Raw genomic sequence first — 20,255 nt, 5'->3', positions numbered from 1 at the left:
AGCCCAAGGCGGCCCGCAGAACGACCGCCCGGCCGGCAAATCAGTGTGTCATCGGCGTGCCTTGCGAGGGCGGGCATAATGAACGTCCCGTTACAGTTTGTGAGATCCCAGCGTCCATGCGCCGTTCCGTCTCCCTGTTGGCCGCCTGCGCCACCACCCTGCTGCTGGGCGCCTGCGCCAGCACCGCCCCCGCGTCCGCTCCGGCCGGCCTGAAGGTCGCCGTCGATCCCGTTACCCACCCGGCCGGCGAGACGCCGCAGTGGTGGTACCGCAGCGGCGCGGCCCAGGCCGCAGCGAACGGTGCGATGTCCGGCAAGGCCAGGAACGTCATCCTGTTCCTCGGTGACGGCATGAGCCTGACCACGGTGGCCGCCTCGCGCATCTACGAAGGCCAGCAGAAGGGTGGCTCGGGCGAAGAGAACCTGCTGTCCTGGGAACGCTTCCCGGCCACGGCGTTCAGCAAGACCTACAACACCGATTCGCAGACCCCTGATTCGGCCGGCACCATGACCGCCATCACCACCGGCGTGAAGACCCACATGGGCGCGATCGGCGTCAGCGCCGGCAGCCGCACCGACTGCGCCGACAGCCTGTCCAAGGGCCTGCTGACCTGGCTGCAGCTGGCCGACAGCGCCGGCCTGGCCACGGGCGTGGTGTCCACCGCACGCCTGACCCATGCCACCCCGGCCGCCACCTATGCACATTCACCCGAGCGCAACTGGGAAAACGACACCGACCTGACTGAAGCGGCCAAGGCGGCAGGCTGCAAGGACATCGCCCAGCAGCTGCTGTCGACCTCGCGCTATGGCCGCGGCCCGCTGGTCGCCCTCGGCGGCGGTCGCGGCGAATTCACCACCGTGGAAGAGCGCGATCCGGAATACGACGACAAGGTCGGCCAGCGCCTGGATGGCCGCAGCCTGGTCCAGGAATGGCAGCAGGCGCACCCGCAGGGTGCCTACGTGTGGAACAGCAAGCAGCTGGCCGCCGCCGCCAACGCACCGGCCATCCTTGGCCTGTTCGAGCCGGACCACATGCGCTACGAGTACGAGCGCCCGCAGGATCCGGGCGGTGAGCCGAGCCTGGCCGAACTGACGGCTGCGGCGATCAGGAATCTGTCGAAGCACCAGGAAGGCTACGTGCTGATGATCGAAGGCGCGCGCATCGACCACGCCAACCACAGCGGCAACGCCTACCGTGCCCTGACCGAGACCGTGGCGCTGTCCGACGCGGTGCGCGTGGCCAACGAACTGACCTCGGCCGATGACACCCTGATCATCGTCACCGCCGACCACTCGCACACGCTGAACTTCGTCGGCTACCCGGCGCGCGGCAACCCGATCCTGGGCAAGGTGAAGGACAAGGGCGGCGAAGATGGCGCCGGCAAGCTCGACTACGCGCTGGACGGCACCGGCCAGCCGTACACCACGCTGAGCTACGCCAACGGCCCGGGCCATACCGGCAGCAGCAACCAGCAGCCGGCCGGTCCGAAGCGTTACCCACACAACCCGAGCAGCTTCGAACCGGCCAACGGCCGCCCGAACCTGCGCGAGGTCGACACCGAGCATCCGGACTACATGCAGGAAGCACTGGTGCCGATGAAGTCCGAGTCGCATGGCGGCGAAGACGTCGGCATCTGGGCGCGCGGCCCGGGCAGCAAGGCGATCCGCGGTACGCTGGAACAGAACGCGATCTACCACATGATCGTGCAGGCCACCCCGGCCCTGCGCGAGCGCCTGTGCCAGGCCGGCACCTGTGACGACAAGGGCGTGCCGGTACAGCTGCCGGCGCCGACCGCGTTCGAGCGCAAGGCCGAGGCCAAGTGATCGTGAGGCAGGCCCACCCTGCCCCTGTCAGCGGCCGCTTCGCGCGGTCGCTGGCCCTGCTTGGCGTGCTGGCCAGTGCCAGCGCGCTGGCGCAGGCACCGGCGTGCAAGCTGCTGACCGACGAACATGGGTTGTGGCCGCTGCCCAACTGCGAGGTGGTCGATCACCGGCCGAAGATCAGTGCCGACACTTTGAAGGACCTGAATTACGACGACCATGGCCTGGCCGTGGTGTATGCCGATCAGGGTTTCCACTACGTCAACCGCAAGGGCCGCAGCCTGCCGGTGCTGACCTGGGACAACGGCCCGGAAACGCCGCAGGAAGGCCTGCTGCGCGGCCGCGTGGGCAATCGCGTGGGCTACTTCGACCTGAAGTTCCGCCAGGTGGTGCCCGGCACCTTCGATTTCGGGTGGCCGTTCCAGGATGGCGTGGCCGAGGTCTGCAATGGCTGCCGTCGCGGCACGCCGGATGCCGATGGCCACACGCCGATGGAAGGCGGAGAGTGGTTCCGGATCGACCGCTCGGGTCGTCGGGTGAACTAGGGGTTTTCGGCAGGGCTGCGCCCTGCACCTGCAGACGCAACGGCAACGGCAACGGCCGAAGCAACAGCAACAGCGTGCATTCCGTGGGATGGCGGGGCACTGTGGGTTTGCGGGGACGGCGCAAGTACGTCCATGTAGCCTTGGTCGCCGCATCCATGCGGCTCACACCCCGCAAACCCACAGTGCCCCGCCTTCGACAGTTTTCCGGTGGCCAGTAGATCCACGCCATGCGTGGATCAGATCTGTCAGATATCGAATTGAATCCGGGGTCAGATCCGTTTTCCGCAGAAAAACGGATTTGACCCCAAGAGCAATTCCGACAGTTCGCAGGAAACTGTCGAAGGCGGGGTGGGTCCGGTTGCGGGGGCGTGAGCCGCATGGATGCGGCGACCGAGCTTACATGGACGTACTTGCAGCGTCCCCCGCAACCGGACCCACCCCGCCATCCCCCAGCAGACCAGCTGTTGCTGTTGCTCTGGATCGTAGCGGGTGCAGGGCGCAGCCCTGCCGGGCAACCCTATACTTGCCGCCGTGACTGCCTTCCCTGCCCTTGTTCCGCTGGATGCGCCGCTGCTGGTGGGCTACAGCGGTGGTGTCGACTCCACCGTGCTGCTGCACTGGCTGTGGCGCTGCGCCCAGGCTTCCGGCACGGCGCTGCGTGCGGTGCACGTACACCACGGCCTGCAACCAGCAGCTGACGACTGGGTACGGCATTGCCAGCAGCAGTGCGCGGCACTGGGCGTCGAGCTGGCCGTGCGCCACGTACAGATCGACAGAACCACAGGCCTGGGCCTCGAAGGCGCAGCGCGCGAAGCACGACGTGCAGCGTTCACTGCTGAACTGCGCGAAGGCGAAACACTGGCGCTGGCACAGCACCAGGACGATCAGGCCGAGACCTTCCTGCTCCGCGCCCTGCGCGGCTCCGGTGTCGATGGCCTTGCCGCGATGGCAGATGACAGTCAGCTCGGTACGCACCGCCTGTGGCGTCCCTTGCTGCACGCACCGCGCACCGCACTGCTCGACTATGCCCGGCAACACGCGCTGCGTTGGATCGAGGATCCCAGCAACGCCGAAGACCACGCCGATCGCAACTTCCTGCGCCTGCAGGTACTGCCACTGTTGCGCCAGCGCTGGCCGCACGCCGCCGCCGCGTTGGCCGGCAGCGTCCTGCATTGCCGGCAGACCCGCGAACTGCTGGATGAAGAAGACGCCGAGCTGATCACACACCTGGAAGTCGCTCCACGCGTGCTGTCGCTGCAGTTGCTGCGTCAGGTGTCACCGGGACGCGCCGCGCGCGTGCTGCGCGCCTGGGTGATCGGCCATGGTGCCGCCCCACTGCCGGCCACGGTGCTGCAGCAAGGCCTGGACGAACTGCTGCCGGCCGGCAATGATCGCCAGGCGCGGGTGCGCTGGCACGATCATGCCATCCAGCAATGGCGCGAGCATGCCTATCTGCTACCCGCGCAGCTGCCATCGCTGCCCCGCGCGTGGCAGGCCGAATGGGATGGGCATGCTCCCCTGCCGCTGCCCGATGGCGGCCAGCTGCGGCTGCAGGGCGGCGCCGCCTTCGAGCGCCCGCTGCAGGTCCGTGCACGCTTGGGCGGTGAGCGCATCCTGCTGCCCGGTCGCCAGCATTCGCACGCATTGAAGGACTGCCTGCAACGCGAACATCTCGCCCCCTGGCGACGCGCGCAGCTGCCGCTGATCTTTGATGGCCCGCAGTTGCTGGCCGCCGCCGACGTGGTCATCTCCGCGCCACTGCAGGCCTGGTTGCAGGCCCACCAGGCACAGCTGCAGTGGCGTCCCGGCGGCTGGTGAATTGACCCCCGCGCGCGGCCCGTCCACACTTGCCACATGGCCAAGAAGTCCCCCGAAAACGCCTCCCCGGTCGCCCAGTTCGAGCAGTCGCTCGAATCGCTGGAACAGCTGGTGGAGCAGATGGAAACCGGCGAGCTGAGCCTGGAAGCGTCGCTCAGTGCTTACGAACGTGGCGTCGGTCTGTATCGCCAGTGCCAGCAGGCGCTGGAGCAGGCCGAACTGCGCGTGCGCCTGCTCAGCGATCCGGCGCAGCCGGAAGCATCCGAGCCCTTCGATCCGCCCAACCATGACGGCTGAGGTTCTGTTCGCGCGCTGGCGCGACCGTATCGAAAGCCAGCTCGACGCTGCCCTGCCCTCGCCTGCCGAAGCACCGCAGCGCCTGCACCAGGCCATGCGCTACTCGGTGCTGGGCGGTGGCAAGCGCATGCGCCCGCTGCTGGTCTACGCCAGTGGCCACCTGTTCGGTGCACAGCCGGAAAGCCTGGATGCGGCGGCCATGTCCGTCGAACTCATCCACGCCTACTCGCTCGTGCATGACGACCTGCCGGCGATGGATGACGACGCGCTGCGCCGTGGCAAGCCGACCACCCACATCGCCTTCGACGAAGCTACCGCGATCCTGGCCGGTGACGCGCTGCAGACCCGTGCCTTCGGCCTGCTGGCCGATGCACCGCTGCCGGCCACGCTGCGCGTGGCCTGCCTGCAGACCCTGGCCCACGCCTCCGGCGCATCCGGCATGTGCGGCGGCCAGGCCCTGGATATCGATGCCACCGGCCAGCAGCAGACGCTGGCGGCATTGACCCGCATGCATGCGCTGAAGACCGGCGCCCTGATCCGCGCGGCAGTGCGCATGGGCGCGCTGTGCGGCCAGGCCCACGAACCACAGCTGGCCCAGCTGGACAGCTTCGCCGATGCACTCGGCCTGGCCTTCCAGGTACGCGACGACATCCTCGATGTCGAGGCCAGTTCCGAGCAGCTGGGCAAGACCGCCGGCAAGGACCAGGCGCAGGACAAGAGCACCTTCCCCGCCCTGCTTGGCATGGACGGCGCAAAGGCCCAGCTGCACGAACTCGCTGCACGCATGCAGTCGATCCTGGCCGGATATGGCGAGGAAGCCGATGCGCTGCGTGCGCTGGCGACGCTGGCGGTCGAACGCGATCATTGATCGCTCGCCGGGCACCGCCCGTCGCTCCCCGCACATGAAAACGCCCGGCAATGCCGGGCGTTTTCAGTTCCGCATGCAGCCGGTATTACTTGATCAGGCGCAGCGCGAACGGGTAGCGATAGGCTTCGCCGTTGTTGGCCTTGACCGCTGCGATGATGCTGAACACCAGGCTGATGATGCCGACGATCGGGGCCAGGAAGACGCCGATGATCACGATGGTCAGGATCATGCTGATGACCATGGCGATGGTCACGGTGATCTGGAAGTTCAGGGCTTCCTTGGCCTGGTCGGTCACGAAAGCCTTGCCAGCATCGTCCTTGTTGATCAGCCAGATGATCAGTGCGCCGATGAAGCCGGTGAAGATGCCCAGCAGGTGGGCAGCCAGAGCCATGGTGCGCTGGTCGGCCGGCACGTCGGTGGTGGCCGGCGGCGGCGGGACGTTATCGAATTCGCTCACGACAAAACTCCTTTTCATTGGGTGGTCTTGACCCACCAGCACCAAGCTGGTTGCGTCAGGCGGGCATAGCTTACGCCATCGACGCCATCAATCATTACCGGCAATGGTCATCCGCCCCAGCAGGATCGAACCGGTCCGGATGTGCGAGCGCGGATCGACGTCGCTGCCGACCGCTTCGATGCTGCTGAACATCTCGCGCAGGTTGCCGGCGATGGTGATGCCATCCACCGGGTACTGGATCTCGCCATTCTCGACGCGGAAGCCGCCGGCACCGCGCGAGTAGTCGCCAGTCACCCCGTTCACGCCCTGCCCCATCAGCTCGGTCACCAGCAGGCCATCGCCCATCTGGCGGGCGATCTCCTGCAGGGAGCCCGCGTTGGCGGCCAGTTGCAGGTTGTGCACGCCACCGGCATTGGCGGTGGTCTGCAGGCCCAGCTTGCGCGCCGAGTAGCTGCCCAGCACATAGCGCTGCAGCACGCCGTCACGGACCAGGGGCGAAGCACGGGTGGCCACGCCGTCACCGTCGAAGGCGGCCGAGCGCAGGCCACGGCGCAGGTGGGGCAGTTCCTCGATCTGCATCCAGTCCGGGAACAGCTGCTGGCCAACACTGTCCAGCAGGAAGCTGGCCTGGCGGTACAGGGCACCGCCGGACACCGCCGACAGCAGGTGACCGACCAGGCTGCGCGCGACTTCCGGGGCGAACAGCACCGGCATGCTGCCGGTGGCCATCGAGCGAGGCTGCAGGCGGGCGACGGTACGCTCGGCGGCACGACGACCGACCAGGCCCACCTCCTCCAGGTCCTCGCGGGCCAGCGCGCTGGTGTACCAGCCATCGCGCTGCATACCATCGCCCTGGCCGGCGATCAGCGCACAGCCCACCGAATGATGGGTGCCACGCTCACGGCCGAAAAAGCCATGCGAATTGGCGTACACCGACAGGCTCTGCATGCTCGACACCGAGGCGCCGTCGGAGTTACGGATCTGCGCATCGGCCTCACGACCTGCGTTCTCGCAGGCCAGGGCCAGGTCCACCGCCTCGTCGGCCTGCAGTGCCCACGGGTGCCAGGCATCCAGATCCGGGAAATCGGTGGCCATCAGCGCGGCATCGGCCAGGCCTGCAGCCGGGTCATCTTCGGTATGCCGGGCGATCGCACAGGCCTGCTCGACCGTGGCGGTGAGGCTGGCCTCGTTCAGGTCGCCGGTGCTGGCGCTGCCCTTGCGTTGGCCGAAATAGACGGTGACGGCGATACCGCGGTCGCGGGTGGACTGCACGGTCTCAACCTCGCCAAGGCGGACATTGACCTCCAGGCCACGGTCCTCGCTGCAGCTGACCTCGGCCTGGCTGGCGCCCAGCGCCCGGGCACGGTCGAGCAGCTGCTGGGAAAGGTCGGCCAGCCGTTCCAGCCGGGCCGGGCTGTCGTCGCCGACAGCGACTTCAGGGGCGATCACGTTCAATGCTTTATCCTGTACGGGTTGGGCCCGGCATCACGCCGGGCGACTTTTTTTGAGATCAGGTAGGAACGATGCGCGGACGCGACGAAGAAACCGGTGAATTCCACGACAAGAGCCGCAGCCAGAACCGGCGCGATGCGCTCGACGTCCTGGCCCTGGGCGAGAAGCTGGTGTCGTTGACCCCGGCGCAGCTGGCGCGCCTGCCGATTCCGGAAGACCTTCTGCCGCATATCGCCGAGTGCAAGCGCATCACCGCCCACATCGCCCACAAGCGCCAGCTGGCGTTCCTGGCCAAGCACATGCGCCGCGAAGAAGACGCCACGCTGGATGCGATCCGCGAGGCGCTGGACGCCAACAGCGAAACCGGCCGCCGCGAAGTGGCGATGATGCACCGCGCGGAAGACTGGCGCGAGCGCCTGCTGGCCGAGGGTGACAAGGCACTGGCGGCACTGCTGGACGACTACCCGCAGGCCGACCGCCAGCAGCTGCGCACGCTGGTGCGCAATGCCCAGGCCGAGAAGGCGAAGAACAAGCCGCCGCGCGCCTACCGCGAAATTTTCCAGGTGCTGCGCGCCCTGATGCTGCCGGCCGCGTTGGGCCTGAAGGCCAGCGCCGAAGACGCCGACCCCATTGAAACCGACGAAGCCGACGAGGACTGAGTCCTCGCCGGCAGGGGCGGTGGCACTGGCCATCGCCCGGCTCAGGCCTGGGTACCGCCGACGGTGATGCCCTCGATCAGCAACGAGGGCTGGCCGACACCCACCGGCACGCTCTGCCCGTCCTTGCCGCAGATGCCCACGCCCTCGTCCAGGGCCAGGTCATTGCCGACCATGCGCACCTTCTGCATGGTTTCCGGACCGTTGCCGATCAGGGTCGCGCCCTTCACCGGCGTGGTGATGCGGCCGTCCTCGATCAGGTAGGCCTCGGTGGCCGAGAACACGTACTTGCCACTGGTGATGTCGACCTGGCCGCCGCCGAAGTTGACCGCGTACAGGCCCTTCTTCACCGAGCGGATCATCTCCTGCGGGTCATGCTGGCCGGCGCGCATGTAGGTGTTGGTCATGCGCGGCATGGTCATGTGCGCGAACGATTCGCGGCGACCATTGCCGGTCGGCGCCACGCCCATCAGGCGCGCGTTGAGGCTGTCCTGCATGTAGCCGACCAGGATGCCGTCCTCGATCAGCGTGGTGCACTGGCTGGGATGACCCTCGTCGTCGATGTTCAACGAACCACGGCGTCCATCCAGCGTGCCGTCATCGACGATCGTCACGCCCGGGGCGGCAACGCGCTCGCCGATGCGCCCCGCGTAGACGCTGGTGCCCTTGCGGTTGAAGTCGCCCTCCAGGCCATGGCCGACCGCTTCATGCAGCAGCACACCGGGCCAGCCCGGGCCCAGCACCACCGGCATCACGCCGGCCGGTGCCGGTACCGCCTCAAGATTCACCAGCGCCTGGCGCAGCGCCTCACGGGCGAAGGCTTCCGGGCGGCCGTCGGCGAACAGCTCCTCATAGCCATAGCGACCACCGCCACCGGCATAGCCGGACTCGCGACGGCCGTTGTGCTCGACGATCACCTGCACGTTCAGGCGCACCAGCGGGCGCACGTCGGCGCCCAGCACGCCATCGCTGCGGGCGATCAGCACCGTATCGACGCCGCCGGACAGGCTGACCATCACCTGCTTCACGCGCGGGTCGGCAGCACGCAGGTAGCCGTCCAGGCGCTTGAGCACCTCGACCTTGGCCTCGTTGCCGACGCCATCAATCGGGTCCAGCGCCGGGTACAGCGCGCGCGCGTTGCCGCGCAGCAGCGAGCGCCCGGTCTGGGCACCACCTTCACGCGAGATCGCGCGCGCCGACTGCGCCGCCACCCGCAGCGCATCGGCATGGATGTCGTCGGAGTAGGCGAAACCGGTCTTCTCGCCGGAAATCGCCCGCACGCCCACGCCCTGCTCGATGGAATGCGCGCCGTCCTTGACGATGCCGTCTTCCACGCTCCAGCTCTCGCGGCGGGCGTGCTGGAAGTAAAGGTCACCAAAGTCCACACCGGGGCCGAGCAGCTGCCCGAAGGTGCGCTCCAGGCCAGCGGTATCCAGGCCACCAGGGCGCAGCAGGCGGTCTTGGGCAAGCGTCAGGGCGATATCAGTCATGGTTCTCGATCTGGGGATGCGGGGGCGCTCAGGCAAGCCCCGTGAACAGGAAAGCCGCGCTCAACGCGCGCGCGGCAGGCCGGTGACGGTCGGCGGAATGGCCGGCGCCGGTGCCGGCGCGGGTGGCGGAGCCTTGTCGCGGCTGCGCTCGATCACTTCCACCTTCGGTTCCTTCCATGGACCGGTCACCTTGTAGGTACGGGCGCCAATCTCGCCCAATGGTTTGGACAATACCGCATTGGTGGCCGCGCCCAGCGCCGCCCCCACCGGGCCACCGGCCACCGCCCCCACCACGGTCAGCAGATTGCCTGCGCGCGGGTTGACGTCGATGGTCTGGTCGAACTGCTGGTTGCGCAGGTCGGCCTGGCCGCGGATGGTGATGTTGGCTGCCGGGCCTTCGATCAGCACCTTGTCTGTGCGCGCCATGCCCTGGCCGAACTGCATGCTGCCGTCGATCTGGTTGAACGCGAAGCCCTTGGAGAAGAAGTCGCGGAAGTCGAACATCAGGCGCCGCGGCAGCTGGGTCACGCTGAGCAGGCCCAGCACGCGGCCGGCGCCCGGTTCCAGCTCCAGCAGCTGGCCGTTGCGTGCGTGCAGGTCCAGGCGGCCCTGCAGGTTGCCCAGCTGGAAGTCCGACGGCCCCCCACTCCACGTGGCCTGCAGCTGCGCCTGGCCGGAACCGCCACGCAGCTGGCCGCCGTAGTCGAGGTTCTGCATCAGTCCGCCCAGATCCTCGCTGCGCACCTGAGCGGTCAGCTCGGTGCGGGCACCACCGGTGCGGCCCAGCCAGCGACCGCTGATGTCGATCTCCTGGTCGGGCGCACGGAAGCGCAGCTCATCCACGTTCAGGCCATTGGCCAGCGGCCGCGTACGCAGCACCGCCTGGCCCAGCACCACTTTGCCGAACTTCAGGTCGGCGATGTCCAGCGCGAACGGCGGCAGCTTGGCCGGGTCCATGTCGTTGGCGCCTGCCTGTACCCGTGCCGGTGCGGCCGGTACACCTGGAGCCGCCGGCAATGACTGCCAGTGCACGCGGTCGAGCTGGCCACTGATGGTGCCGCCGTCTGCATTGGGGACGGTCAGGCGCCCGGCCAGCGACGGGCCGTCCAGGCGTACATCCAGTGCCTGCGCTCCCGGGCGCAGCTGCAACCGGGTCTGCTCGAACACACCACCGATCAGCATCAGCTTGCCGACCTGCACGTCCACCGCACGCAGCGGCATGCCGTCATCGTCGTTGCCACCACGGGCCAGGCCGATCCACTCCAGCGCATCCAGGGTCGGGCTGCGGCCATTCACGGACAGTCCGCTCGGTGGCGGCTCGCGATCGGCATGGTCGCTGCCCAGCGTCACCTGCACACCCGTCTGGTTGTTGTGGCTGCGCGCAGCCAGCGCCAGGCGCTGGCCGAACGACACGTCGATGCGGCCGGCCCCCATCGGCAGCTGTGCAGCCACGGTGGTCGTCAACGGCTCGGCAGCCGGTTTGTCCAGCGGCGCCGGCAGGTCCAGCCGGGTCCCGACCAGATCGGAGCTCAACCGCAGCTCGCTGGGCGGCGCAGGCGCCCCCGGAGCGACCTTGGGCAGATTGACCGCGATGGTCCACGGCGAGGTGCCGGCGATGTAGGGCTTCAGCCACGCCATTTCCGGCGCGCGGTCGATCAGCACGCCAGCATCGAGGTTGGCCGACAACTGCGATTCAAAGGCCAGCTTGCTGTCGTGCACGTAGCCACCGGCACGCAGGCTCAGACGACCGTCCTGGCCGAGGTGGCGCACCGCCAGTTCCTCGGCGCCGAAACCGCCGTTGCTGTAGCGCGCCTGCCCGTGCATGTTGTCAAAGGTGAGCTGGAAGCGCTTGTCGACCAGCTTCACGCCGGCCAGATCGACCGTTCCCTGCAGGTGGCCGCCACCTTCATCGTGGTGCAGCGGCTGCAGCAGATCGAAGGTCACATGCGCCGGGCCCGCAGCGGTGAGGTTGTCCAGGGTGTCGCCATAATCCTTGTGCAGCGGGCTCTGCCGCAGCATGGCCAGCAGCCTGCCGGCCTCGCTCTGCGCATCGGCACGTACGTACAGCGGCTGCTGCCCGAAATCCTGGATGCCCGCCTCGAATTTCTGCACCGCCACGCCGGCCAGATCGCCGCGACCGTGCATGTCGAAGCCGGGGCCGATGAAGGCGATATCGGCGTCGACCTGGCGCATCAACGGCCAGTCGTGCTGGAAGCGGATGTCACCATTGGTGATATGGCCGGTCGCCTCGAAGCGGCCATCGTTGTTGTCGAACGGCCAGTCGTCCAGGTCGCCACTGACCAGGCCGATGCCGTTGCGCACCTGCCCACCGGCCAGCGCCATGTCCAGCCAGTCGGTGGCGCCCTTGCTCATCTTGGAGTGGATCCAGAAGCGCTTGGCCGCGGTCATCGGCACGTCGTCCAGCTTGGCCGCCAGCTGCAGCCACGGCCGCGTACCGTCGCCCTGGAACCAGACACCACCGCGCACGTCCGCCGCATAATCGGTGCCTTCAACGCGCATCGCTGCCGTGCCGATGCGCCAGCCACCGCCTTCATCGCGCCAGCCCACCACCTGGCCCGCCAGGTGCAGATCGTGGCGCACGCCGAAGCCGGTCGGCCAATCGAACTGCAGCTGGCGTTGCGGCTGCAGCTGCAGGCTGAAGCCATCCGCGTCGCCTTCGAAGCGCCCGCCCAGGCCACGCAGGCCGGGCGAATTGCCCACGCTGGCGAAGCCCAGCGACTGCAGTTCGCCCTGCGCCCACAGCGGGCCATCGCGTTCGCCCGCCAGCTGCAGCTCGCGCACGTCCAGCTGCGGCCTGGACAGGAACAGCCAGCGACGCAGGCCCGGTTCAAGACGATCGCTCAGGGCTAGCGCACGCAGCGCGATGCCGGCCTGCACTTCGCGAGAACTGACCCGCAGCTGCTTGCCGAGCTGCAGCTGCAGGCCATCGAGCTGCTGCTCGCCTTCTTCGGTTTTCAGGCGCAGGCGCGGCACCTGCAATGCCCAGCCATCGGCCTGGCGCTGCCAGCGCAGGCGTGCCTGCAACCGCTGCAGCTGCAGCTGCGGAGCCGCCATCGCGGGCATCGGTGCGCCATCGATGCGGACATCACGCAGGTCCGAATCGGTGGTCACCGCCACCGGCGCGAAATCGCGCAGGGTCAGCCACAGGTTGAGTTCGCCCTTGCCTTCGCGCAGGCGCACACCGCCGGCCGCCAGCAGCGGCGACCAGGCATGAAAATCGACCGGATCGGCGCCCAGCCAGGCCTGGCCGTTGCCGCGCACGCGGTCCACGTCCAGCACCGCCATCAACGGCAGCGCTTCGGTCTGGGCCCAGGCGCGCACGCCTACACGCAGGCGGTCGCCATTGACCCGCAGGCGCACGTCGATGCGTGGCAGCGTGGTATCGATCCCCAGCCCCGGCGCATGCACGCCCAGGCGGCCCCCGATCACCTGCAGTTCGCCCAGACGGCGCAGCGCATCCAGCGGGTCCCCGCCATTGGCGGCCTGCGGCAGGCCACGCACCGACCAGCGGCCGTCCTCGCCCTGCTGCAGGTCCAGTGCCAGGCCACGCAGGCGCAGCTCGGTCAGCGAGCGGCCAGGCAGCAGCCCGCTGTACATCGATACCAGCACCTCGGCCTCGCCGATCGCCAGGCCCTGCCCCGCGCCGATGCGCAGCCCCTTGAGCTGCAGCAGCGGGCCACGACGGGTCCACGCGGTCTGCAGCTGGTCGAAACGCACCGGCTGGCCGGCGCGTTCACTCAACCAGGCGGCAATCCTGTCGGGATGGCGCTCGGCCAGCGGCAACAGCTGGCTGAGAGTGCCCACCAGCAGTGCAAGCCCGACCAGGCCCACCGCGCAGGCGGCAATGAAATGACGGCGGATCCTTCGCAGTCGCAGGCGCGGCGGCGCGCTCATCGGCCACCGCCGGCCTGCGGCCGGCGAGGATCAGAGCAGAACAACATCGAATTGCTCCTGCAGGTACTGCTCGTCCGCCTGGAAGCGGATGCTCTTGCCGAGGAACTCCTCCAGCTCGGCCACCGCCGCGGATTCCTCGTCGGTGATGCGCGCGACCACCTTGGTCGAGGCGATCACCAGCAGGCGCGCGGCATCGAACTGGCGCACGGCACGGGTGATCTCGCGGAAGATCTCGTAGGTCACCGTTTCGGTGGTCTTGATGCTGCCGCGGCCGCTGCACTGCGGGCAGGTTTCCGACAGCTGGCGCTCCAGGCTTTCCACCGTGCGCTTGCGGGTCATCTCCACCAGGCCCAGCGGCGAGAAGTCGTACACCGTGGTCTTGGCATGGTCGCGGGCCAGCGCCTTTTCCAGCGTGCGCAGCACCTGGCGGCGATGCTCGGCATCATCCATGTCGATGAAGTCGATGATGATGATGCCGCCCAGGTTGCGCAGCCGCAGCTGCCGTGCCACTGCCTGTGCCGCTTCCAGGTTGGTGCGGAACACCGTCTCTTCCAGGTTGCGCTGGCCGAGGAACGAACCGGTATTGACGTCGATGGTGGTCATCGCCTCGGTCTGGTCGATCACCAGGTAACCACCGGATTTCAGCGGCACCTGCTTGTCCAGCGCGCGGCCGATCTCGTCCTCCACCCCGAACATGTCGAAGATCGGGCGATCGCCGCTGTACAGCTCGATCTTCTCGGCCAGCACCGGCATGTACTTGGCAACAAAGGCCTGCAACTGCGCGAAGGTCTCCTTGGAGTCCACCTTCACCTTGTCCACATCCTTGCGGATCAGGTCGCGTACCGATCGCAGCGGCAGGCTCAGGTCTTCATAGATGTTGCTGCACGAGGCCGCTTCGCGGCCACGACGCTCGACCACGTTCCATACGCGCGACAGGTAGGCGATGTCCTCGGCGATGGCTTCGGCCGGCTGGCCCTCGGCATTGGTACGCACGATGTAGCCGTAGCCCCCGTGCTGCGCCGACAGTTCGGTGACCAGCGCCTTCAGGCGCGCACGCTCGGTTTCATCCTCGATGCGCGCCGACACGCCCACCACCTTGGACTGCGGCAGCAGCACCATGTAGCGCGAGGGAATGCTGATCTGGGTGGTCAGGCGGGCGCCCTTGGTCCCGATCGGGTCCTTCACCACCTGCACCACGATGTCCTGGCCGTCGCGCAGCAGTTCCACGATCGGCACGCTGGACGGCGGCGGCAGCGTGGTGTTCTCTGTATCGGCACTGGCCACCGGCGCCGGCCGTACCACGTCATTGGCATGCAGGAACGCGGCACGCTCCAGCCCGACTTCGACGAAGGCCGCCTGCATGCCGGGCATTACCCGCTGCACCTTGCCCTTGTAGATGTTGCCGACCACACCCCGGCGCCAGCCGCGCTCGATGTGCAGTTCCTGCAGCATGCCATTCTCGATCACCGCGACCCGGGTTTCGCGCGGGGTCACATTGACCAGGATTTCCTCAGACATCGGCAGCCTCCCTGGCGGCATCAGCAGTTGTGGCCGGCACGCCGCAGCGCGCCAGCAGTCGATCGGTATGCAGCAATGGCAGCCCCATGACGCCGGAGTAGCTGCCGGAAAGATGTTCGATCCAGCGCTCGGCACCGCCCTGGATGGCGTAGGCCCCGGCCTTGTCCAACGGCTCGCCGGTGGCCACGTAGGCGGCGATGTCGGCAGCGTCGATCGGGGCGAAGGTCACTTCGGAAATGACCAGTTCGCTGTCCAGCCCGTCCGCGCCGACCACCACCACCGCGGTCATCACCTGATGGGTACGCCCGGCAAGACGCGCCAGCATCGCCCGCGCATCGGCGGCGTCGGTGGGCTTTCCGAACACGTCGCCGTCCAGCACCACCTCGGTGTCCGAACCGAGCACCCGCGCCTGCGGGTCATCGGCCAGCACCCGGGCCAGGCCGGCGCGCGCCTTGTCGGCAGCGACCCGGCAGACATACTGTTCGGCGCTTTCAGCGGGCGCGCGCTGCTCGACGACCTCCAGGTCCAAGGCCTGGAAGGGGCGTCCGAGTCGGGCCAGCAGCTGGTTGCGTCGGGGGGAGCGGGAAGCAAGGTAGAGCATCGGCACAGCATAACCTGAGGCTGCCACCTGAATCGTCGGCAACCCGTCCCGGAACGTGCCCAACCCCGAACGGGCTCACAGCGCGTTCATCGCTACGACACCACCCTCAACGGCACAACAAGGAGATCCCATGCGCCTGACTGCCACCCCGCTGCTGCTCGCCCTGTCCCTCGCCTTTGGAACCTCGATGACCGCCCATGCTGCCCCGTCGTCGCCGTCGATCGCCGCTCCGGCCGAAGGCACCCTGCTGAACATCTCGGCCAACGCCGAGGCGACCCGCGTGCCGGACGTGGCCACCCTGTCGGCCGGCGTGGTCACGCAGGCCGCCGATGGCAACAGCGCCATGCGCCAGAACGCCCAGCAGATGGACAAGGTGCTGGCCGCGATCAAGGCCGCCGGCATCGCCGAGCGTGACGTGCAGACCAGCGGCATCAGCCTCAATCCGCAGTACCGCTATGCCGACAACGAAGCGCCGAAGATCACCGGCTACCAGGCCAACAATACGGTCAGCCTGAAGGTGCGCGACATCGCCAAGCTCGGCAAGGTGCTGGACGCACTGGCCGCACAGGGCGCCAACCAGATCAATGGCCCCAGTTTCGAGATCGACCAGCCGGAACCGGTCTATGACGAAGCCCGCCTGGCTGCGCTGAAGAAGGCCCAGGCTCGCGCCCAGACCTATGCGAAATCACTGGGGCTGCAGGTGCGCCGCATCGTCAGCATCTCTGAAAACAGCAACGGCGGCTTCCGCCCGATGCCGATGGTGCGGACCATGTCTGCCGGTGCGGCGATGGACAAGGCCACTACGGTCGCGCCGGGCGAATCGACGGTCTCGGTCAACCTGGACGTGGTGTTCGAACTGGGCCGCTGATCGCGCCCAGCACCGCCAACGAAGGCGGATCCCGCAGGGGATCCGCCTTTTTTCATGTCCGCAGCCGGCACTGGCTGAAGGCCAGCCCAACGATCGCCCCCCTGCCTCTAGGCAGTGGCCGCCATGTCGCGCTACTGATGGACTGCCAGCCGCGTGCGGCAACCCCGCCACGGGCCCTGGTGCGTTGAGGACTTCGTCACTGGCATGGAGGTGGACCATGGTTCGTACGTATCCCGTTGCATCCCCGCACTTCGACCCCGCCCGCGTTGCCGCGTGGAGCGCGGCCATCGCTTTGCATCTGCTGGCCTTCCTGTTGCTGCTGATCCCGGCGACCTACCAGGCTGTGCAGGTCCCGCGTGACAAGACTGCGGTCAGGCTGATCGAGAAGATCCCGCCACCGCCCACGCCGCCGGTTCCGATCCCGCCGAAAGAGATCGTCCAGGTGGTGCCCAAACCCCGGACGCAACCGGTAGCACCGCCGCTGCCCGCCCCCACCGCGACCGTGGAGGAAACCCAGGGCATCGCACTGCCGGCCGCCGAACCGGCCCCGCCCCAGCTCGCACCGAGCATCGATACCGCCGCACCACTGGCCGGCGCCCAGCTGCAATACCGCAGCGCCCCGCCGCCGGCCTATCCGCTGGCGGCACTGCGCAACCGCGAGCAGGGTACGGTGCTGTTGCGGGTAGAGGTGGACACCCACGGGCAGCCGGCGGTGGTCAGCATCGAGCGCAGCAGTGGCTCGCGCAGCCTGGACCAGGCCGCACGCCAGCAGGTGCTCAGGCACTGGCGCTTCGAGCCGGCCCAGCGTGATGGCGTGGCCGTGCCGGCCATCGGCATGGTGCCGGTGCAGTTCTCGCTGCCGGACTGAAGTGATCGCCGGCCCGGCCATCTGCCGGGCCGGCCCTTCCGTCCGGGCGGGCACGGACGGAACAGGATCAACTGTTATTGATTAAGCAAAAATTCACGACTTCGTCACCCGCCGGAAACCTAGATTGGTCCGTCCCGGAATCTACCGGAGACAGCCCTCAACGCTACGGTTTTCCAGTTAGGAGAGAAGCTGTGAAACACCTGATCCAACGGCCCGCCAGCCGCCGCCGCACCACCCTGGCATCGTCCATCACCCACATCCTTACCGGCGGCACCCTGCTGCTGGTTGGCGCCGTGGCTTCCACCTCCGCCTTCGCGCAGGAAAAGGCCACCAACCTGGACCGCATCACGGTTACCGGTTCGAACATTCCGCGCACCAACACCGAAACACCGTCCCCGGTGCAGGTGGTGACCCGCCAGGAAATCGACCGAACCGGCAAGACCACGGTCGCCGAATACCTGCAGACCCTGACCGCCGACGGTTCCGGCTCGATCCCGAAGACCTTCGGCAACGGCTTTGCCGGCGGTGGCGCCGGCATCTCGCTGCGCGGTCTGGGCGCGGGCTCGACCTTGGTCCTGCTGAACGGCCGCCGCATGGCCACCTACGGCCTGGCCGATGACGGCCAGAAGGTCTTCACCGACCTGAGCACCATCCCGCTCGACGCCGTTGAACGCGTGGAAGTGCTGAAGGATGGCGCCTCGGCGATCTATGGCTCCGATGCCATCGCCGGCGTGGTCAACATCATCCTGCGCAGTGATTTCCAGGGCGCGATCCTGCGTGCCTCCTACGGCACCTCCGGTGACGGCGACGGCAACGCCAAGAAGGCCACCCTGACCGCCGGTACCGGCGACCTGGCCACCGACGGCTGGAACGCGTTCTTCAGCCTGGACGTTGGCAAGACCGACGCGATCAAGATCAGCGATCGCAAGAACCGCAAGTGGATCGGCACGGGCGACATCCGTCCGTGGGGCTATGGCAACAACGCCCAGTTCCTCGGCGGCGCCTACCTCAACAACCGCACCAGCGGTGGCGTGGGTCCGAACGGCTCGGTATTCGACGACCGCGTCCCGCCGGGCACCTCGGCCCAGCTCGTGCCGCTGCCCGGCTGCCAGGGCCTGACCACCATCCCGGGCCAGACCGATGCCTCGGTGGCCGCACAGGGCTGCCTGTGGGATCCGAACCAGCTGTACCGTGATCTGACCCCGGAAGAGAAGTACGTCAACGTGTTCGGCCGCGCCAGCTTCGCCTTCGGTGAAGGCGGCGAGATCTACACCGAGATCGGCTACTCGAAGAAGGAAACGATCTTCAGCAACTCGCCCTCCGGCGTGTCCGGCAGCTGGGGCTATCCGCTTGGCCCGCGCAATGCCAGCAGCGGCCCGGGCGCTGTGGTGCTGTCGCCGACCCATCCCGACAACCCGATTCCGGGCCAGGCCTCGCGCCTGCGCTACTCGGCCTGGGATGTCGGCCCGCGCGTGACCAACAACACCAACGAGTTCAATCGCTTCCTGGTCGGCGTCAAGGGCAATTGGGGTGACTGGAGCTACGACACCGCCTACCTGCACTCCGGCACCGATCTGGTCAACAAGCGTACCGGCTTCCTGCGCTACAGCGCCGTGCAGTGCGCGCTGGGCAACCCGAACTGTGCCGGCGGCGTGTGGCGTATTGGCGACAATGCCAACCTCAATTCACAGGCACTGTACGACTACATTTCGCCGACCATCAGCGCACGCGCCAAGTCCAGCCTGGACATGTTCGACTTCACCGTATCGCGCAGCCTGATGGACCTGAAGGGGGGGCCGCTGGGCCTGGCGATCGGTACCGAGTGGCGCAAGACCAGCAACAGCCTGAGCCCGCAGACCTACACCGACCAAGGTGACATCATCGGCCTGGGCTACTCGGCCTACGACGGTACGCAGAATGTCTACGCCGGCTACGTTGAACTGTCGGCACCGGTGCTGGAGCAGCTGGAACTGTCCGGCGCGCTGCGTTACGACAAGTACGAAAGTGGCGAAGGCAAGGCGACGCCGAAGCTGGGCATCAAGTGGACGCCGGCCGACTGGATCGCACTGCGCGCCAGCTACGCAGAAGGCTTCCGCGCCCCCAACCCGGCCGAGAACGGCGACGGTGGCCTGGCCGCCTTCTCCAACGCCCGCGATCCGGTGCGCTGCGCCGCCAGCCCGCCGGCCGATGTCGGCACCAACTGCAGCTCGCGTCCGGTTGCAATCATCACCCGCCCCAACAAGGACCTGAAGCCGGAGGAATCCAAGAGCTACTCGGTGGGCATCGTGCTGCAGCCGACCCCCACCACCTCGATGACCGTCGATGCCTGGCAGATCAAGCGCACCAACGAGATCGCCCAGGGCTCCACGGCCGATGCCATCGCCGCCGGCAATGTGCTGCGTGACATCGACCTGATCAACGGCATCGCTGGCACCGGCAGCATCCTGGCGGTCAACACCGCGTACATCAATGCCGCCTCCACCCGCGTGCGCGGTATCGATACCGATATCCGCCAGACCTTCGATATCGGCCCGGGCCAGCTGGAAATGGATCTGCAGTGGAGCCATGTGCTGAAGTACGAGCGCACCGACTCCGACCAGACCTTCGACTATGCAGGCACCCACGGCAACTGCGACGTGACCAACTGCATCGGTACGCCGAAGGATCGCATCAACTTCGGTACCACCTGGCGCCAGGGTCCGTGGAGTGTGAGCGGCGTTGCCAACTACATCTCCAAGATGGACAACAAGGATTTCCGTGGCCCGGACGGTTCGTACCAGTTCTCGTACGCCGACGGTACCGACGTCACCAAGATCTCCTCGTTCACCACCTTCGACCTGTCCGGCCGCTGGAACATCACCGAAGCCTTCGAACTGAATGCATCGGTGCAGAACGTGTTCGATCGCATCGCTCCGCTCGACCCGACCACCTACGGTGGCGTGAACTACAACCCGCTGCACTTCAGCGGCGCCATCGGCCGTTACTTCACTGTCGGCGCCAAGTACACCTTCAAGTAATACCGCTCAACGCACCACCGACGAAGGCCCGGGCACCTGCCCGGGCCTTCGTCGTTGTGCGCCTT

Annotated in this window: 15 protein-coding genes; 9 read left to right on the top strand and 6 right to left on the bottom strand. The window is 67.6% G+C overall.

The features are described 5' to 3' along the window. Positions 1-116: 116 nt before the first annotated feature. From RI032_RS14640 to RI032_RS14620, 5 genes are all read left to right on the top strand, one after another. Positions 117-1,823 (top strand): alkaline phosphatase, encoded by a 1,707-nt coding sequence (locus RI032_RS14640; RefSeq protein ID WP_057502494.1) that lies wholly within the window; start codon positions 117-119, stop codon positions 1,821-1,823. Next, positions 1,820-2,365 carry a WG repeat-containing protein gene (locus tag RI032_RS14635; RefSeq protein ID WP_322547199.1) on the top strand — a complete coding sequence of 182 codons (546 nt, stop codon included), beginning with the start codon at positions 1,820-1,822 and terminating at the stop codon, positions 2,363-2,365. Before RI032_RS14640 ends, RI032_RS14635 begins: the two co-directional genes overlap by 4 nt. Before the next feature lie 531 nt (positions 2,366-2,896). Beyond that, positions 2,897-4,183, top strand: a complete 1,287-nt coding sequence (tilS, locus tag RI032_RS14630; protein ID WP_260363110.1) for a tRNA lysidine(34) synthetase TilS — start codon at positions 2,897-2,899, stop codon at positions 4,181-4,183. A 36-nt stretch (positions 4,184-4,219) separates the two neighbouring features. Next, positions 4,220-4,480, top strand: a complete 261-nt coding sequence (locus tag RI032_RS14625) for an exodeoxyribonuclease VII small subunit (protein ID WP_019338620.1) — start codon at positions 4,220-4,222, stop codon at positions 4,478-4,480. Continuing rightward, complete coding sequence (locus RI032_RS14620; RefSeq protein ID WP_005410523.1) at positions 4,470-5,348, top strand: polyprenyl synthetase family protein; 879 nt, start codon at positions 4,470-4,472, stop codon at positions 5,346-5,348. Before RI032_RS14625 ends, RI032_RS14620 begins: the two co-directional genes overlap by 11 nt. Before the next feature lie 85 nt (positions 5,349-5,433). Here RI032_RS14620 and RI032_RS14615 read toward each other — a convergent pair whose 3' ends face one another. Both RI032_RS14615 and pmbA read right to left on the bottom strand, forming a co-directional pair. Further along, positions 5,434-5,805 carry a DUF4870 domain-containing protein gene (locus tag RI032_RS14615; protein ID WP_010482972.1) on the bottom strand — a complete coding sequence of 124 codons (372 nt, stop codon included), beginning with the start codon at positions 5,803-5,805 and terminating at the stop codon, positions 5,434-5,436. Between the two features lie 87 nt (positions 5,806-5,892). Continuing rightward, positions 5,893-7,260, bottom strand: coding sequence for a metalloprotease PmbA (pmbA, locus tag RI032_RS14610; protein WP_322547198.1), 1,368 nt, complete (start codon positions 7,258-7,260; stop codon positions 5,893-5,895). A gap of 68 nt (positions 7,261-7,328) precedes the next feature. Between pmbA and yjgA the strand changes: the two genes are divergently transcribed. Next, a complete protein-coding gene (yjgA, locus tag RI032_RS14605) occupies positions 7,329-7,916 on the top strand; it encodes a ribosome biogenesis factor YjgA (RefSeq protein WP_322547197.1) in 588 nt (195 codons plus the stop codon). Positions 7,917-7,957: 41 nt separating this feature from the next. On the opposite strand, the gene tldD is transcribed toward yjgA, so the two are convergent. Genes tldD through RI032_RS14585 form a run of 4 tightly spaced genes read right to left on the bottom strand, consistent with a single transcriptional unit; the run spans position 7,958 to position 15,437 of the window. Further along, complete coding sequence (tldD, locus tag RI032_RS14600) at positions 7,958-9,403, bottom strand: metalloprotease TldD (protein ID WP_043402681.1); 1,446 nt, start codon at positions 9,401-9,403, stop codon at positions 7,958-7,960. Positions 9,404-9,463: 60 nt separating this feature from the next. After that, the gene (locus RI032_RS14595; RefSeq protein ID WP_322547196.1) at positions 9,464-13,318 is read right to left on the bottom strand and encodes a YhdP family protein; all 3,855 of its coding nucleotides are present in this window, start codon (positions 13,316-13,318) and stop codon (positions 9,464-9,466) included. 30 nt (positions 13,319-13,348) lie between these two features. After that, entirely contained in the window at positions 13,349-14,836 is a 1,488-nt protein-coding gene (rng, locus tag RI032_RS14590) for a ribonuclease G (protein ID WP_010482960.1), read from the bottom strand. Next, entirely contained in the window at positions 14,829-15,437 is a 609-nt protein-coding gene (locus tag RI032_RS14585) for a Maf family nucleotide pyrophosphatase (RefSeq protein ID WP_032128990.1), read from the bottom strand. Before RI032_RS14585 ends, rng begins: the two co-directional genes overlap by 8 nt. 130 nt (positions 15,438-15,567) lie before the next feature. Here RI032_RS14585 and RI032_RS14580 point away from each other — a divergent pair, with 130 nt between their 5' ends. The 3 genes from RI032_RS14580 (at position 15,568) to RI032_RS14570 (ending at position 20,190) form a co-directional block, all read left to right on the top strand. Next, positions 15,568-16,305 carry an SIMPL domain-containing protein gene (locus RI032_RS14580; RefSeq protein ID WP_322547195.1) on the top strand — a complete coding sequence of 246 codons (738 nt, stop codon included), beginning with the start codon at positions 15,568-15,570 and terminating at the stop codon, positions 16,303-16,305. Between the two features lie 217 nt (positions 16,306-16,522). Next, the gene (locus RI032_RS14575) at positions 16,523-17,173 is read left to right on the top strand and encodes an energy transducer TonB (protein ID WP_322547194.1); all 651 of its coding nucleotides are present in this window, start codon (positions 16,523-16,525) and stop codon (positions 17,171-17,173) included. A gap of 191 nt (positions 17,174-17,364) precedes the next feature. Then, on the top strand, positions 17,365-20,190 hold the full coding sequence (locus RI032_RS14570) for a TonB-dependent receptor (RefSeq protein ID WP_322547193.1): 2,826 nt from the start codon (positions 17,365-17,367) through the stop codon (positions 20,188-20,190). Positions 20,191-20,255 lie beyond the last annotated feature (65 nt).

The sequence above is a fragment of the Stenotrophomonas geniculata genome (genome assembly GCF_034508895.1).
GTDB classification, from domain to species: Bacteria; Pseudomonadota; Gammaproteobacteria; order Xanthomonadales; family Xanthomonadaceae; genus Stenotrophomonas; species Stenotrophomonas geniculata.
Note: the sequence above shows the minus strand (reverse complement) of the source record. Positions and strands in the feature narration are given on the sequence as shown.